The following is a 15,479-nucleotide window of genomic DNA, read 5'->3' as shown; positions in this document are numbered from 1 at the left end:
ACTTAGAAGGTACGCGCCTTGGGCGGGAAGGACTCGACCGTCAGCGGCTTCATCTGCACAGGCTTGTAATCCAGGCGGCTGCCTTCGGAGTACCACAGCGTGTGCTTGAGCCAGTTCTCGTCGTCGCGGGTCGGGTGGTCGTCCAGCGCGTGGGCGCCACGGCTTTCGGTGCGGTTGGCGGCCGACTTGATGGTGGCGCGGGCCACTTCGGTCATGTTGGCCAGTTCCAGCGCCTCGACGCGCGCGGTGTTGAACACCTTGGACTTGTCCTTGAAGTAGATGTTGTCGGCTTGCTTGGCCAGGTCTTCGATCTGGGTCACGCCTTCGTTCAGCAACTCCAGCGTGCGGAACACGCCGCAGTGGCGCTGCATCGAGAAGCGGATGGCGTTGCCGATATCCTGGGTCTTCTCGCCCGAGGTGCGCGATTCCAGCTTGTTGATGCGGTCCATCGAGAATTCGACGGCCTGCTGCGGCACGGGCTGGTGCGCGTGCTGGCGTTCCGGATGCGAATTGACGATGTGGTTGCCGGTGGCGCGGCCGAACACGATCAGGTCCAGCAGCGAGTTGGTGCCCAGGCGGTTGGCGCCGTGCACCGACACCGCGGCGCATTCGCCGATGGCGTACAGGCCGTTGACGATCTTGTTCTCGCCATTTTCGCGCGTCAGCACCTGGCCGTGATAGTTGGCCGGGATGCCGCCCATCTGGTAGTGGATGGTCGGGACGACGGGGATCGGTTCCTTGATCGGGTCGACGTTGCCGAACTTGATGGCGATTTCGCGGATCGAGGGCAGGCGCTTGTTGATGACGTCGGCGCCGAGGTGGTCGAGCTTGAGCACCACGTAGCTGCCGTCCGGACCGCAGCCGCGGCCTTCCTTGATTTCCTGGTCCATCGAACGCGACACGAAGTCACGCGGGGCCAGGTCCTTCAGCGTGGGCGCATAGCGCTCCATGAAGCGCTCGCCATCCTTGTTCAGCAGGATGCCGCCTTCGCCGCGCACGCCTTCGGTGATCAGCACGCCGGCGCCGGCCACGCCGGTCGGGTGGAATTGCCAGAATTCCATGTCCTGCAGCGGGATGCCCGCGCGGGCGGCCATGCCCAGGCCGTCACCGGTGTTGATGAAGGCGTTGGTGGAAGCGGCCCAGATGCGGCCGGCGCCGCCGGTGGCCAGCACCGTGGTCTTGGCTTCCAGGATGTAGATCTCGCCCGTTTCCATTTCGAGGGCGGTCACGCCCACGACGTCGCCGGCTTCGTTGCGCAGCAGGTCCAGCGCCATCCATTCGACGAAGAACTGGGTGCGGGCGGCGACGTTGCGCTGGTACAGGGTGTGCAGCAGCGCGTGGCCGGTACGGTCGGCAGCGGCACAGGCGCGCTGGACCGGCTTTTCACCGAAGTTGGCGGTGTGGCCGCCGAACGGACGCTGGTAGATGGTGCCGTCGGGGTTGCGGTCGAACGGCATGCCGAAGTGCTCGAGCTCGTACACGGCGTTGGGGGCTTCGCGGCACATGAACTCGATGGCGTCCTGGTCGCCCAGCCAGTCAGACCCCTTGACGGTGTCGTACATGTGCCAGTACCAGTTGTCTTCGCTCATGTTGCCCAGCGAGGCGCTCACGCCGCCCTGCGCGGCAACGGTGTGCGAGCGCGTGGGGAACACTTTGGACAGCACCGCAACGGACAGGCCCGCTTGGGACAGTTGCAGCGAACAACGCATGCCGGCTCCGCCGGCGCCAACGACCACCACATCAAACTGGCGGCGCGGCAAGGATTTCATGACAGAGACCACGGCTTAGATGCTCCAGAGGATTTGCGCGAAGTAAACGACCGTACCGATCAACCAGAGGATCGTCAGCACTTGCAACAGCAGGCGCAGGCCCACCGGCTTGACGTAGTCCATCCAGATGTCGCGCACGCCGATCCAGGCATGCCAGGCCAACGCAAAGAAGGCAAGGGAGGCCAGGATCTGGCCAACCGGAATGAAGCCCACGTAGAAATTGAACAGCTTGACCCAGTGTTCGTACGTGAAGGCGGGCATCGTCAGGATGCCGATGAGCAGCACCAGCGTGTACACGGCCATGACGACGGCGGTGACACGCTGAATGATGAAGTCCATGACGCCATAATGGGCGCCGACGACCAGGCGCTTGGGTCCGTAGTTTTTAGCGGCGGCCATTTACAGCACTCCGAACAGTTTGAGACCGAACACCAGCGTCAGCGCCAGGCTGACACCGAAGACCACGCCGGCGCTTTTCTTGGCCGACAGCTTGTCGATGCCCAGGTGCAGATCCAGCAGCAGGTAGCGGATGCCGGCACAGAAATGGTGCAGGTAGCCCCAGATCAGGACCAGAAAGACAAGCTTGACGATCGGGTTGGCCGCGAAGGAAGCGATCCATGCGAACGACTGCGGCGCGGCCACGCTCGCTGCGAACAGCGGAACGATGACCAAGGGCAAACAGAGGAACAGCAATATGCCGCTGATGCGGTGCAGGATGGACAGCTTGCCGGCCAGGGGCAGGCGATAGGAGAACGCAACTTGGGCAAGCCCAATATTGCGAAACTGCGGACGTGGCTTGGCAGCGGTGTCGGACATGACGGCCTCGGTGTTTCGGAACTAGGGAATCGTGACGGCGCTAATGCCGTGGCCCTCGCGGGCAAACACAGTATTTTCGCCCAGAGAATGGGTCGGTATCAAATCGTAGGTAAAAAACTCATCAATTCAGACTATTGCGGTAGTGGTATCGATCGGTCAAGTACAAGCCCCGTCGGATTTCCATGGGGCGGTCACCATACGTGTACGACACGCGATCCACCTGCAACAACGGCGCGCCGGCGGCAACATTAAGCAACGTACAGACTTCGGCCGGCGCCGCCACGGCACGCAGCTTTTCGTCCGCGCGCACCATGCTGACGCCGAACTCGGATTCGAACAGGCCATAGAGCGGCGCCTTGTTGGCGGTCAGCAGCTCCTGGGTGAGGCCGCGGAAGATGGATCCGGGCAGCCAGATGTCGTCAAGCACGGTGGGCACCTGCCCCATGCACAGCAGCCGGCGGATCGAGATCACGGTTTCGCCGGCCCGCAGGTCGAGCGCGCGGGCGATCTCGGCCGGCGCGCGCAAGCGGCGGCATTCGAGGATGCGGCTTTCCGCCCGCACGGCCTCGCCCTCTTCGTCGGGGGCCAGGCGCAGGAAACGATAGCGCACGCGGGCTTCATGATGGGTGGCGACGAAGGTGCCCTTGCCCTGGCGGCGCAGCAGCAGATGCTCGGCCGCAAGCTCGTCGACCGCCTTGCGCACCGTGCCCTGGCTCACCTGGAAACGGGCGGCCAGATCGATTTCGCTGGGGATGAGTTCGCCGGGCTTCCATTCGCCGCGGTCCAGGCTCTGCACGAGCAGGTCCTTGATCTGGCGGTACAGCGGACTGAAAGCGGCCCCCTCGCCCGTCGGACGGGCGGCGCGAGTGCGTAGGGGAGTTTCGGGCCGGGGGTCTGCCATGGATCGTCTTGGAAGTGTCATGTTCATCCGGAGAATGGAAGGCAGCGCAAACGATGCGGTTTCCATTCGCGTGCGCTGCTGCGGTGCCGGTATTCTGGCCTGATACAGGCGCGCAGCCGGCGGTGCTGCGGCGCATTCGAACAAACGCTCTATTGTGGCATATCGGGGGTGACGCTGTCCAACGTCTTATGTCTTATATAAGATATAAGATCAATTGACGCACCCGTAAATTAGTTCTAGGATTCCTGGCTGTCCGGCGACACATCCGCCCCCTCGCGCGCGGGCCGTCTTCGCCGTTCAACGGATTACACTGATTGGTGAGATTATTTTCTCGCCACACCATTACGGAGAACGTCCATGTCTAAGCCTGCCTTGCGTGTCGCCGTCACCGGCGCCGCCGGCCAAATCGGTTACGCACTGCTGTTCCGCATCGCCTCGGGCGAAATGCTGGGCAAAGATCAGCCCGTCATTCTGCAACTGCTCGAAATCCCCGACGAGAAAGCGCAAAAGGCCCTGAAGGGCGTCATCATGGAACTGGATGACTGCGCCTTCCCGCTGCTGCAGGAAGTCACCGCCCACAGCGACCCGCGCACGGCATTCAAGGACGCGGACGTGGCCCTGCTGGTCGGCGCCCGCCCGCGCGGCCCCGGCATGGAACGCAAGGACCTGCTGTCGGTCAACGCCCAGATCTTCACGGCCCAGGGCAAGGCCCTGAACGACGTCGCCAGCCGCAACGTCAAGGTCCTGGTGGTCGGCAACCCGGCCAACACCAACGCCTACATCGCCATGAAGTCGGCGCCGGACCTGCCCGCCAAGAACTTCACCGCCATGCTGCGCCTGGACCACAACCGCGCCCTGTCGCAACTGGCCGCCAAGTCGGGCAAGGCCGTGGCCGACATCGAGAAGCTGGTCGTGTGGGGCAACCACTCGCCCACCATGTACCCCGACTACCGCTTCGCCACCGTCGGCGGCGAATCGCTGGCCAAGCTGATCAACGACGACGCCTGGAACCGCGACACCTTCATCCCCACCGTGGGCAAGCGTGGCGCCGCCATCATCGAGGCCCGTGGCCTGTCGTCGGCCGCCTCGGCCGCCAACGCCGCCATCGACCACGTCCGTGACTGGGTCCTGGGCAGCAACGGCAAGTGGGTCACGATGGGCATCCCGTCGGATGGCTCCTACGGCATCCCCGAAGGCATCATCTACGGCGTGCCGGTGACCACCGAAAACGGCGAATACAAGCGCGTCGAAGGCCTGGAAATCGACGCCTTCTCGCGTGAGCGCCTGGACTTCACGCTGAAAGAGCTCCTCGAAGAGCGCGACGGCGTCAAGGACCTGCTGAAGTAAGCAGCCAGCAAGCAGAATTGGGCCCGTTGACGCGGGCCCAATTCGCAAGCGGACGGCGCGTCAACGGATGCGCCGCCCGCGGAACGCAAACCTGTCTCTTTGCGCCCGCGCAATGAATTGTCGCGAAGGGGACAGATTTTCGTTCCGCGACCGCGGTAAGGTCGTGGCCAGGCGCCGGAACCCGATGTCCGGCACGGCCACACGCCGCGGGCGCGCAGACCCAGCCATCCCAGCCGGGGCAACGTCACGACACCCGGCCCCTATAACGGAGACTCCCCATGTCCAGACCCGAATCCGCCGGCGCCCTGTTCCGCCGCGCGCTCGCCGAAGAAAGCCCGCTGCAGATCATCGGCGCCATCAATGCCAACCACGCCCTGCTGGCCAAGCGCGCCGGCTACCGCGCCATTTATCTGTCGGGCGGCGGCGTGGCGGCGGGCTCGCTGGGCCTGCCCGACCTGGGCATCAACACCATGGACGACGTGCTGACGGACGTGCGCCGCATCACCGACGTCTGCGACGTGCCGCTGCTGGTCGACATCGACACCGGCTTCGGCCCGTCGGCGTTCAACATCGCCCGCACCGTCAAGAGCCTGATCAAGTTCGGCGCCGCCGCCTGCCACATCGAAGACCAGGTCGGCGCCAAGCGCTGCGGCCATCGCCCGGGCAAGGAAATCGTCAGCACCGAAGAGATGGCCGACCGCGTCAAGGCCGCGGCCGACGCCCGCACCGACAGCGACTTCTACCTGATCGCGCGCACCGACGCCATTGCCTCGCACGGCGTGGACGCCGCCATCGAGCGCGCCCTGGCCTGCGTCGAAGCCGGCGCCGACGCCATCTTCGCCGAAGCCGCCTACGACCTGCCGACCTACGACCGCTTCGTCAAGGCGGTCAAGGTGCCGGTGCTGGCCAACATCACCGAATTCGGCAAGACGCCGCTGTTCTCGGTGGAAGAACTCAAGAGCGTGGGCGTGGGCATGGTGCTCTACCCGCTGTCGGCCTTCCGCGCCATGAACAAGGCCGCCGAGGCCGTCTACACCGCCATCCGCCGCGACGGCCACCAGAAGAACGTGGTCGACCTGATGCAGACGCGCGAGGAACTGTACGACCGCATCGGCTACCACGAATTCGAATCGCGCCTGGACGCCCTGTTCCAGAAAGGCAAGGCCTGACGCGCACCACCGCATCCGGCGCCACGGCGACCCCGCGGCGCCCCGCTTCCCCATTGCATCGACCACCGCGAAAGGAAAGGAGTAGAGACATGAGCACGGCTCCCAAGAAGCAGGCTGCCAAAACGGATACCACCGCGGACGCCGCCCCGGCCGCCAAGCCGGAAGAAAAGGCCGGCTTCAAGCCCAAGAAATCGGTCGCGCTGTCCGGCGTGGTCGCCGGCAACACCGCGCTGTGCACGGTCGGCCGCAGCGGCAACGACCTGCACTACCGCGGCTACGACATCCTGGACATCGCCCACACCAGCGAGTTCGAGGAAATCGCCCACCTGCTGGTGCATGGCAAGCTGCCCAACAAGGCCGAACTGGCGGCCTACAAGCAGAAGCTGCGTTCGCTGCGCGGCCTGCCCGTGCAACTGCAGGATGCGCTCGAGGCCCTGCCGGCCGCGAGCCACCCGATGGACGTGATGCGCACGGCCGTCTCGGTGCTGGGCTGCGTGCTTCCCGAGAAGGACGACCACAACCTGCCCGGCGCGCGCGACATCGCCGACCGCCTGATGGCCAACCTGGGCTCGGCCCTGCTGTACTGGTACCACTACAGCCACAACGGCCGCGTGATCGACGTGCAGACCGACGATGACAGCATCGGCGGCCACTTCCTGCACCTGCTGCACGGCGAGAAGCCGAGCGACGAGTGGGTCAAGGCGATGCACATCTCGCTGAACCTGTACGCCGAGCACGAGTTCAACGCCTCCACCTTCACCGCCCGCGTCATCGCCGGCACCGGTTCGGACATGTACTCGGCGATCACCGGCGCCATCGGCGCGCTGCGCGGCCCCAAGCACGGCGGCGCCAACGAGGTCGCCTTCGACGTGCAGAAGCGCTACGAGACGCCGGACGAAGCCGAGGCCGACATCCGCCGCCGCGTCGAGGCCAAGGAAGTCATCATCGGCTTCGGCCACCCGGTCTACACCGTGTCCGACCCGCGCAACAAGGTCATCAAGGAAGTGGCCAAGAAGCTGTCCAAGAAGGCCGGCAGCACCAAGATGTTCGACATCGCCGAACGCCTCGAGACGGTCATGTGGGACATCAAGAAGATGTTCCCCAACCTGGACTGGTTCTCAGCCGTCAGCTACCACATGATGGGCGTGCCGACCGCCATGTTCACCCCGCTGTTCGTGATCGCGCGCACCGCGGGCTGGTCGGCCCACATCATCGAGCAGCGCGTGGACAACAAGATCATCCGCCCGACCGCCAACTACGTCGGACCGGAAGATCAGAAGTTCGTGCCGCTCGACAAGCGCAAGTAGGACGACGACATGGGCCTGCCGACGCCTTTCCCCGCGCCGCGCGGGCCCAGTGCCGCCTGTATTCACTCAGGAGAGGTACCCAATGTCTGCCCCGATCTCCAACGTCCGTCCCGAGCCCGACCAGGTCCTGGTCGATATCGCGGACTACGTCCTCAACTATGAAATCCAGAGCGGCCTGGCCTACGAGACCGCTCGCAACTGCCTGATCGACACCCTGGGCTGCGGCCTGGAAGCGCTGGAATACCCGGCGTGCCGCAAGCTGCTGGGCCCCGTCGTTCCCGGCACCATCGTCCCGCACGGCGCCAAGGTGCCCGGCACCCAATTCCAACTCGATCCCGTGCAGGCCGCGTTCAACATCGGCGCGATGATCCGCTGGCTCGATTTCAACGACACCTGGCTGGCCGCCGAATGGGGCCACCCGTCCGACAACCTGGGCGGCATCCTGGCCACCGCCGACTGGCTGTCGCGCACCGCCGTCGCCGCCGGCAAGCCGCCGCTGACCATGCGCGCCGTGCTGACCGGCATGATCAAGGCGCACGAGATCCAGGGCTGCATCGCGCTGGAAAACTCCTTCAACAAGGTCGGCCTGGACCACGTGGTGCTGGTCAAGGTGGCGTCCACCGCCGTCGTGGCGCAGATGCTGGGCCTCACCCGCGACGAAGTCATCAACGCCGTCTCGCTGGCCTGGGTCGACGGCCAGAGCCTGCGCACCTACCGCCACGTCCCCAACACCGGCAGCCGCAAGAGCTGGGCCGCCGGCGACGCCACCAGCCGCGCCGTGCGCCTGGCGCTGATCGCCCGCACCGGCGAGATGGGCTACCCCTCGGTGCTGTCCGCCAAGACCTGGGGCTTCTACGACGTGCTGTTCAAGGGCCAGCCGTTCAGGTTCCAGCGTCCCTATGGCAGCTACGTCATGGAAAACGTGCTGTTCAAGATTTCGTTCCCGGCCGAGTTCCACTCGCAGACCGCGGTCGAATGCGCCATGCAGATCCACGACCGCCTCAAGTCCCTGGGCAAGTCCACCGACGACATCGCCAGCATCACCATCCGCACCCACGAGGCGTGCATCCGCATCATCGACAAGAAGGGCCCGCTGAACAACCCCGCCGACCGCGACCACTGCATCCAGTACATGGTCGCCGTGCCGCTCCTGTTCGGCCGCCTCACCGCCGCCGACTACGAGGACGACGTCGCCGCCGACCCGCGCATCGACGCCCTGCGCGACAAGATCACCTGCGTCGAGGACCCGGCCTACACCCGCGACTACCACGATCCCGACAAGCGCTCCATCGCCAACGCCCTCACCGTCCGGTTCACCGACGGCACCCAGCTCGACGAGGTCGTCTGCGAATACCCCATCGGCCACAAGCGCCGCCGCGCCGACGGCATCCCCCTGCTGGAAGCGAAATTCCGCACCAACCTGGCCCGCATCTTCCCCGCCCGCCAACAGGCCCGCATCCTGGAAGCCTCGCTGGACCAGAAAAAGCTGGAAGCGATGCCGGTCCACGAGTACGTCGATCTGTATGTGATCTGAGGCGACACGCGCGGATCTGATCCGAAGCGACAAGCGCAGATCTGAAGCGACAAGCTGCACGCCCCACGGCCCCATCACGGCAAAACCGTCCGGGGCCGCTCTTCTCCCTTCCTCCCGGCTGCGCGCCAAGCAAGCACCTGTCCAGCACCGCGCAGCGCCCCCCGTCCCGACGCAAACCACCGCGTAAGTCAGGACCGGCCGCCCGCGCGGCCGGTCCTGACGGGCCCCGCAAACCTCTCCAGAACCCCACCGGTCTGGCAGCGCATCATTTCTCGAAACCCGTAGCCCGTCGCGGCGGCGGTTTGGGGGGCGGGCAACCTCGATGCGCCCGACGGAAACCGAAGGCAGCCGCCGAACGGCGGCCACGAGGTTGAGGCAGGGGCAGTCCGGAGCGAACGCTCCGGACCGCAATCGTGGGCGCCCGCCCCCCAAACCGCCGCCGCGACGGGCGACCTACGAAGAACCCCCAGCCCTCAGCAATTACAATCCCCCTTCCCCAAGAAAACAAAGACCGCCCCCACCATGTCCATGCTCTGGGTAAAAACCTTCCACATCGTCTTCATCGCCTCCTGGTTCGCCGGCCTGTTCTACCTGCCCCGCATCTTCGTGAACCTGGCCCAGCAATCGGATTCGGCCGTGCAGGTCACCCTGCTCGGCATGGCGCGCCGCCTCTACCGCTTCACCACCATCCTGGCGGTCGTCGCCGTCGCGCTCGGCATGTGGCTGTACCTGGGTTACGGCATCGGCGTCGGCCCCGGCAACGGCTGGATGCACGCCAAGCTCTTTTTCGTCCTGCTCGTCATCGGCTACCATCACGCCTGTGGCGTCATGCTGCGTAAATTCGAACAGGGCAAGAACACCCGTTCGCACAAGTTCTATCGCTGGTTCAACGAAGTTCCCGTCTTGCTGCTCTTGGTGGTGGTGGCGCTGGTCGTCGTCAAACCCTTCTGATTCCCCCTACCCTTTGCACATTCGCCAGGATTCGTATGTCCGCTGATGACCAGGACCGCCCGCGCAAGACGCTGACGATCAAGAAAACCGCGCGCGACGCGCACGCCGAAGCCGCCCCCAAGCGGGTGCGCACCGGCGCCCGCGCCCGCCTGGTCGCCCAGAACGAGCGCGCCAAGGACAACATCGAGCGTCAGAAGGACCCCGAGGGCTACCAGCAGCGCCAGGCCGCCGCCCGCGCCGCGCGCCGGCCGGACGATCGTGAACGCGGCGACGGCCCGCGCCGTGGCGATGGCCCGCGCGGAGACCGCCCGCGCCGCGATGCCGCGCCGGCGCCGCGACCGGGCCGTACGCCGCAGCGCGCCCCGCGCCTGGACGACAAGTACGTCGCCCCCGCCACGCCCGCTGGCCGCTTCTACGATCCGTTCGAAGACGACGGCCCCGCGCCCGAATTCGCGCCGGAACCCGATTACGACGACGAGGCGCCGGTCGACGCCGGCCCGGCGCACGGCGCCGACGCGCCACATCGTCGCGCCCCGACCGTCGAGGTGCGCGAACGCCGTCCGCGCGAACCGCGCCAGGCCGAACGCTTCAAGGTGTTCGCCCCCTGCCCCCAAGGCCTGGAGGAAGCACTGACGGCCGAGATGCAGGCCCTGGGTTACGAAGATGCCGAAGCCGGGCGCGCCGGCTGTTCCTTCACGGCCGATTGGGCGGGCGTGCAGCGCGCCAACCTGTATTCGCGCCTGGCGACCCGCATCCTGGTGCAGGTCGCGCACGCCGAGATCTCGCACGAAGACGACATCCTGGATCTGGCCCGCGACACGCCCTGGGAGCGCTGGTTCGGCGCCGAACAGACTCTGCGCGTGGACACCTCGGCGATCAAGAGTCCGGTGCAAAGCCTGCAGTACTGCAACCTGCGCGCCAAGGACGGCATCTGCGACCGCCTGCGCGAGCTGGAAGGCGAACGCCCCAGCATCGACACCGTCCGCCCCGACGCGCGCGTACACCTGTTCCTGACCGGCCACACCGCCACCCTGTACCTGGACACCTCGGGTGAATCGCTGTTCAAGCGCGGCTGGCGCCTGGACAAGGGCGATGCGCCGCTGCGCGAGAACCTTGCCGCCGGCATGCTGGCGCTGGCGGGCTGGGACCCGGCCGCGCCGTTGCTGGATCCTTTCTGCGGCTCGGGCACCATCCTGATCGAAGCCGCCTGGATCGCCCTGGGCGTGCCCCCCGGCATCTCGCGCCCGTTCGGCTTCGAGCGCCTGCGCGGCCACGACGCCTACCGCTGGCGCGACCTGAAGGACGACGCGCGTTCGCGCATCCTGCCGCAGTTGGACGCGCCGCTGGTGGGCTACGACCTCGATCCACAGGCGGTCGAATTCGCCCGCAACAACGCCGAGCGCGCCTGGCTCACCGCCGACACCATCCGCTTCGAGGTGGGCGACGCCCGTGAAATACAGGCGCCGGCGGATCATGGCTGGATCGTCACCAACCCGCCCTACGGCGAGCGCATGGCCACCGAACAGGATGCCGACCTGTGGCGCGACTGGGCCACGTGCCTGAAGCGCAATTTCGCCGGCTGGCAACTGCACATCATCACCAGCGACCTGACCCTGCCCAACCAGATGCGCCTCAAGCCCAGGCGCCGCGTGCCGCTGCACAACGGCGCGCTGGACTGCCGCCTGTTCGGCTTCGAACTGGTCGCGGCCGGCTACCGCGACGCCTGACGTCATCCCCGCCACCCCCGGGGCGGTTCGTCCCCGGGGCGTCATCCTTTTTCCACGGCCCGCGCGTTGTAAAAGCGCCGCAACATCGCGCCCGTATCTTTGCTTATGGTGCCCCGCAGCGCCGATTTGGGGCATCATCAGCACCAGGGTGTTGCCAATGCGCACCAGGTGCTTGCACAGTTTCAGGGTTAACCCTATAATTCGGGTTATCCCTAGTAGCTAAACAACAGTGCAAGCCCGTGGAGGCTATTGTGATCAACCCGAACAACACCATCCGCCTGACCGACGAACTCGAGCGTCAACTGATGCTCCAGGCCATTGAAGAACAGTTCCGCCCGCACCCGATGCGTGCGTTGGCCGCGGGCCTGCGTAAGCTGGCCCACGGCGTCCGTGCCCTGGCTGGCAAGACGAGCGCCAAGAACGCGCACTCCGCCGCCTGAGCAGGACCCGGGCCTTCGGGCCTGAACGATTTCCCCTTGGGGGCTGCATAGCCCCTTTTATAGACCCGCCCTTACCGGCGGGTTTTTTTTATGGCCGGCACCGGGAAATCGTCAACCCACCGGGCGGTGGCTTTGTCGGATAATACCGGCCCATGACCGACGCCTCCCTCGACCAGACCCCCAACCGGCTGCGCCGGTTCGCCTGCATGATGTACGAAGCCGTGCTGCTGTTCGGCGTGGTCTTCCTGGCGGGTTATCTGATGGACACCCTGACCCAGAGCCGCAACGCCCTGGAATTGCGGCCCGTCCGCCAGGCCTGGCTGTTCGTGGCAATCGGCGCCTACTTCGTGCTGTGCTGGCGCCGCCGCGGCCAGACGCTGCCGATGAAGACCTGGAACATCCGCCTGGTCGATCGCGACGGCAATCCGCCCTCCACTGCCCGCCTGATCCTGCGCTATGTGCTGGCCTGGCCCCTGGTGCTGGCCGGCGCCGCCGTGGTCTGGGCCGCCGCCAGCGCCACCGGCTGGCCGTCGATGGACATGTTCATCGTGGCCGCGCCGTTCACGATCTTCGTCTGGTCGTGGTTCGATCCCGACGGCCAGTTCCTGCATGACCGCCTGCTAGGCACGCGCCTGCGCAATGCGCCGCAGCGCAAGAAAACCCGGTGAGCAAGCATTGAGTCAGGTGCCTGACCACACGCTGAACATACCTGCTTACAACTGGCAAAATCATGCGGCGAATTAGGCGCCGCCTTTCAGAAAGTTGAAAGTCGCGCGCAAAGACAATGGGGCCCCTTTCATAGACGCTCCAATAACTAATCATGCGCGCATTCCTTTCCCGCCTGTCGCTGGCCGCCGCCAGCGCCCTCCTGTTCCTGCCGTTCGGCGCCTCGGCCCAGAATGCCGCCGCGCAACAGGAGATCGAAGCCGCGATGAAAGCGGCCTACGCGGCCGCCCAGGAAGGCCCGGCGGATGTGAAGCTGGGCGACCAGGCCGTGGTGCACCTGCCGGAATCCATGTTCTTCGTGCCGCGCCTCCAGGCCGACCGCCTGATGGCAGCCTACGGCAATGGCAAGGACCCCTCGCTCTTGGGCGTGGTCATGCCCAAGAGCGACGATGACGACTGGGTCATCACCATCAACTTCGACAAGGCCGGCTACATCAAGGACGATGACGCCAAGAACTGGAACGTCAACGAGCTGCTGGACAGCCTGCGCGACGGCACCGAGGAATCCAATGTCGAACGCAAGAAGCGCGGCTTTCCCGAACTGGTGATGGACGGCTGGGTCGAGGCGCCGAAGTACGACAGCAACACCCAGCGCCTGGTCTGGTCGGTCGCCGTCAAGCACAAGGGCGAGACGGCCAACGACAACCCCACCGTCAACTACAACACCTATGCGCTGGGCCGCGACGGCTACATCACGCTGGACCTGATCACGCAGAAGAACCTGGTGCCGAAGGACAAGACCGCGGTGCTGACGCTGCTGGACAACCTGAAGTACGTCGAGGGCAAGCGCTACGCCGACTTCAACTCGTCCACCGACAAGGTCGCCGAATACGGGCTGGCCGCGCTGGTCGCGGGCGTCGCCGCCAAGAAGCTGGGCCTGTTCGCCGTGATCGCGGCGTTCCTGGCCAAGTTTGCCAAGGTCGGCATCCTGGCCGCCGCGGCGCTGGGCGGCGGGCTGTGGAAGCGTTTCCGCGGCAAGAAGGCCGAACAGCAGCAACCCTGAGCAATGAAGCTGCTCCTGCTGCTGTTTTCCGGTATCAAATACCTGAAATTCGGCAAGCTGTTCGCCACCGGCGGCACCATGCTGCTGTCGGTGGCCGTCTACGCCTTCGTCTTCGGCTGGCGTTACGCGGCCGGCTTCGTGCTGTTGCTGCTGGTGCATGAACTGGGCCACTACATCGCGGCGCGCCAGCGCGGGCTGGACGTGGGTGCGCCCGTCTTCATCCCGTTCGTCGGCGCCTGGATCCAGCTCAAGGACATGCCGCACGATGCCGACACCGAGGCCTATGTGGGCCTGGGCGGGCCGCTGGCCGGCACGGTGGCGTCGCTGGCCTGCTATTTCGCGGCGCGCAGCACCGGCAGCGACCTGCTGCTGGCGCTGTCGTACGCGGGCTTTTTCATCAACCTGTTCAACCTGATCCCGCTGTCGCCTTTCGACGGCGGCCGCATCACCGCGGTGCTGTCGCCGCGCATCTGGCTGGTGGGCGTGCCGGTGCTGGTGGCCCTGTTCTTCTGGCGTCCCAGCCCGATCCTGATCCTGGTGGCGGTGCTGGCCTTTCCGAACGTGCTGCGGGCCTTCAAGTACGACCCGACGCTGCCCGAGAACCAGGCCTATTACGGCACCACGCTGGAAAGCAAGCTGACCTATACCTGCGCCTACCTGGGCCTGGTCTGCGTGCTGGCCATCATGGCCCACGACGTGCACGACATGCTGGGCCATCTGCGCGGCTGATCCTGCCTGTTTGACGGCCGCCGCCGCCGAAACGGAGGCGGCCGTCACAACAGCGTCACTTTTTTTTCATGTCACGGTCATCGTGGGGTGGTTTCATTCCCAGGCATGACGACAGCCCCCATGGACAGCAACGTGAACGAAATCCGCCCCACGCACTGGCGCGCTCTCTGGATTTCCGACATTCACCTGGGCACCGCCGGGTGCAAGGCGGAATTCCTGCTGGATTTCCTCGAGCATAACGATTCCGACACCCTGTACCTGGTCGGCGACATCGTCGACGGTTGGCAACTGCGCAAGCACTGGCACTGGCCCAGGGCCCATAACGACGTGATCCAGCGCATCCTGCGCAAGGCCCGCAACGGCACCCGGGTGGTGTTCATCCCCGGCAACCATGACGAATTCGCGCGCGAATTCGCCGGCTACGCCTTTGGCGACATCGAGATCCTGGACGAAGACGTGCACGTGACGGCCAAGGGCCTGCGCCTGCTGGTGCTGCACGGCGACCAGTTCGACGGCGTGATCCAGCACAGCCGCTGGCTGGCGCACCTGGGCGACGGCCTCTACCAACTGGCGCTGTGGATCAACCATCATTTCAACCGCCTGCGCCACCGCCTGGGACTGCATTACTGGTCACTGTCGCAGTACCTCAAGCACAAGGTCAAGAACGCGGTGTCGTTCATCACCGACTTCGAGGAAGCGCTGGCCGGCGAGGCCCGCCGCCGCGGCCTGGACGGGGTGGTGTGCGGCCACATCCACAAGGCCGAGCTGCGCGACGTGGGCGGCATCCTGTACTGCAACGACGGCGACTGGGTGGAAAGCCTGTCGGCCCTGGCCGAGACCCATGACGGCCAGTTGCAGTTGCTGGACTGGGCCGCGATCCAGGCCGAGCGCCAGGCCGACCCGACGCCGCGCAAACCCCGTTCGCTGTCCCTGCCGGCGCTGCCGTCGGCGCTGCGCCGGCAGGGCAAACACCCGTGATAACCCTTATACGTCCCCGTTACGCAACGCGGATATTGCAGTTCACGGCCCTCTAGGTCATGCTTGCAATTGGGGCAACGGG

15 protein-coding genes are annotated in these 15,479 nt (G+C 65.8%); 11 read left to right on the top strand and 4 right to left on the bottom strand.

What is annotated here, in order from left to right; genetic code table 11:
- Positions 1 to 2: 2 nt before the first annotated feature.
- From sdhA to ACUDCK_RS06825, 4 genes are all read right to left on the bottom strand, one after another.
- Positions 3 to 1,769 (bottom strand): succinate dehydrogenase flavoprotein subunit, encoded by a 1,767-nt coding sequence (sdhA, locus tag ACUDCK_RS06840; RefSeq protein ID WP_208025194.1) that lies wholly within the window; start codon positions 1,767 to 1,769, stop codon positions 3 to 5.
- A 15-nt stretch (positions 1,770 to 1,784) separates the two neighbouring features.
- On the bottom strand, positions 1,785 to 2,168 hold the full coding sequence (gene sdhD / locus ACUDCK_RS06835) for a succinate dehydrogenase, hydrophobic membrane anchor protein (protein ID WP_054501498.1): 384 nt from the start codon (positions 2,166 to 2,168) through the stop codon (positions 1,785 to 1,787).
- Positions 2,169 to 2,585 (bottom strand): succinate dehydrogenase, cytochrome b556 subunit, encoded by a 417-nt coding sequence (gene sdhC / locus ACUDCK_RS06830; protein WP_054501499.1) that lies wholly within the window; start codon positions 2,583 to 2,585, stop codon positions 2,169 to 2,171.
- Between the two features lie 121 nt (positions 2,586 to 2,706).
- Positions 2,707 to 3,486: a GntR family transcriptional regulator gene (locus tag ACUDCK_RS06825; RefSeq protein WP_035360087.1), complete on the bottom strand. Its 780-nt coding sequence runs from the start codon at positions 3,484 to 3,486 to the stop codon at positions 2,707 to 2,709.
- A gap of 357 nt (positions 3,487 to 3,843) precedes the next feature.
- Here ACUDCK_RS06825 and ACUDCK_RS06820 point away from each other — a divergent pair, with 357 nt between their 5' ends.
- The 11 genes from ACUDCK_RS06820 to ACUDCK_RS06770 all read left to right on the top strand — a co-directional run bounded on the left by ACUDCK_RS06820 (position 3,844) and on the right by ACUDCK_RS06770 (position 15,397).
- Positions 3,844 to 4,833, top strand: a complete 990-nt coding sequence (locus ACUDCK_RS06820; protein ID WP_049072248.1) for a malate dehydrogenase — start codon at positions 3,844 to 3,846, stop codon at positions 4,831 to 4,833.
- Positions 4,834 to 5,111: 278 nt separating this feature from the next.
- The gene (gene prpB, locus ACUDCK_RS06815; RefSeq protein WP_054501500.1) at positions 5,112 to 6,002 is read left to right on the top strand and encodes a methylisocitrate lyase; all 891 of its coding nucleotides are present in this window, start codon (positions 5,112 to 5,114) and stop codon (positions 6,000 to 6,002) included.
- Between the two features lie 89 nt (positions 6,003 to 6,091).
- Positions 6,092 to 7,309 (top strand): bifunctional 2-methylcitrate synthase/citrate synthase, encoded by a 1,218-nt coding sequence (gene prpC, locus ACUDCK_RS06810; protein ID WP_064524451.1) that lies wholly within the window; start codon positions 6,092 to 6,094, stop codon positions 7,307 to 7,309.
- Between the two features lie 82 nt (positions 7,310 to 7,391).
- Entirely contained in the window at positions 7,392 to 8,843 is a 1,452-nt protein-coding gene (locus tag ACUDCK_RS06805) for a bifunctional 2-methylcitrate dehydratase/aconitate hydratase (protein ID WP_175167600.1), read from the top strand.
- 522 nt (positions 8,844 to 9,365) lie between these two features.
- A complete protein-coding gene (locus ACUDCK_RS06800) occupies positions 9,366 to 9,794 on the top strand; it encodes a CopD family protein (protein ID WP_006384749.1) in 429 nt (142 codons plus the stop codon).
- A 35-nt stretch (positions 9,795 to 9,829) separates the two neighbouring features.
- Positions 9,830 to 11,521 carry a THUMP domain-containing protein gene (locus ACUDCK_RS06795; RefSeq protein WP_175142195.1) on the top strand — a complete coding sequence of 564 codons (1,692 nt, stop codon included), beginning with the start codon at positions 9,830 to 9,832 and terminating at the stop codon, positions 11,519 to 11,521.
- Positions 11,522 to 11,772: 251 nt separating this feature from the next.
- Entirely contained in the window at positions 11,773 to 11,961 is a 189-nt protein-coding gene (locus ACUDCK_RS06790) for a hypothetical protein (RefSeq protein WP_006393542.1), read from the top strand.
- Positions 11,962 to 12,113: 152 nt separating this feature from the next.
- Positions 12,114 to 12,629: an RDD family protein gene (locus ACUDCK_RS06785; protein ID WP_054501505.1), complete on the top strand. Its 516-nt coding sequence runs from the start codon at positions 12,114 to 12,116 to the stop codon at positions 12,627 to 12,629.
- 152 nt (positions 12,630 to 12,781) lie between these two features.
- A complete protein-coding gene (locus ACUDCK_RS06780; protein ID WP_054501506.1) occupies positions 12,782 to 13,690 on the top strand; it encodes a DUF2167 domain-containing protein in 909 nt (302 codons plus the stop codon).
- Between the two features lie 3 nt (positions 13,691 to 13,693).
- A complete protein-coding gene (locus tag ACUDCK_RS06775; RefSeq protein ID WP_054501507.1) occupies positions 13,694 to 14,419 on the top strand; it encodes a site-2 protease family protein in 726 nt (241 codons plus the stop codon).
- 120 nt (positions 14,420 to 14,539) lie between these two features.
- The gene (locus tag ACUDCK_RS06770) at positions 14,540 to 15,397 is read left to right on the top strand and encodes a UDP-2,3-diacylglucosamine diphosphatase (protein ID WP_372414943.1); all 858 of its coding nucleotides are present in this window, start codon (positions 14,540 to 14,542) and stop codon (positions 15,395 to 15,397) included.
- Positions 15,398 to 15,479: the final 82 nt, after the last annotated feature.

This window comes from Achromobacter sp. CF-sbj1-Ac2-l (assembly GCF_052698165.1).
Note: the sequence above shows the minus strand (reverse complement) of the source record. Positions and strands in the feature narration are given on the sequence as shown.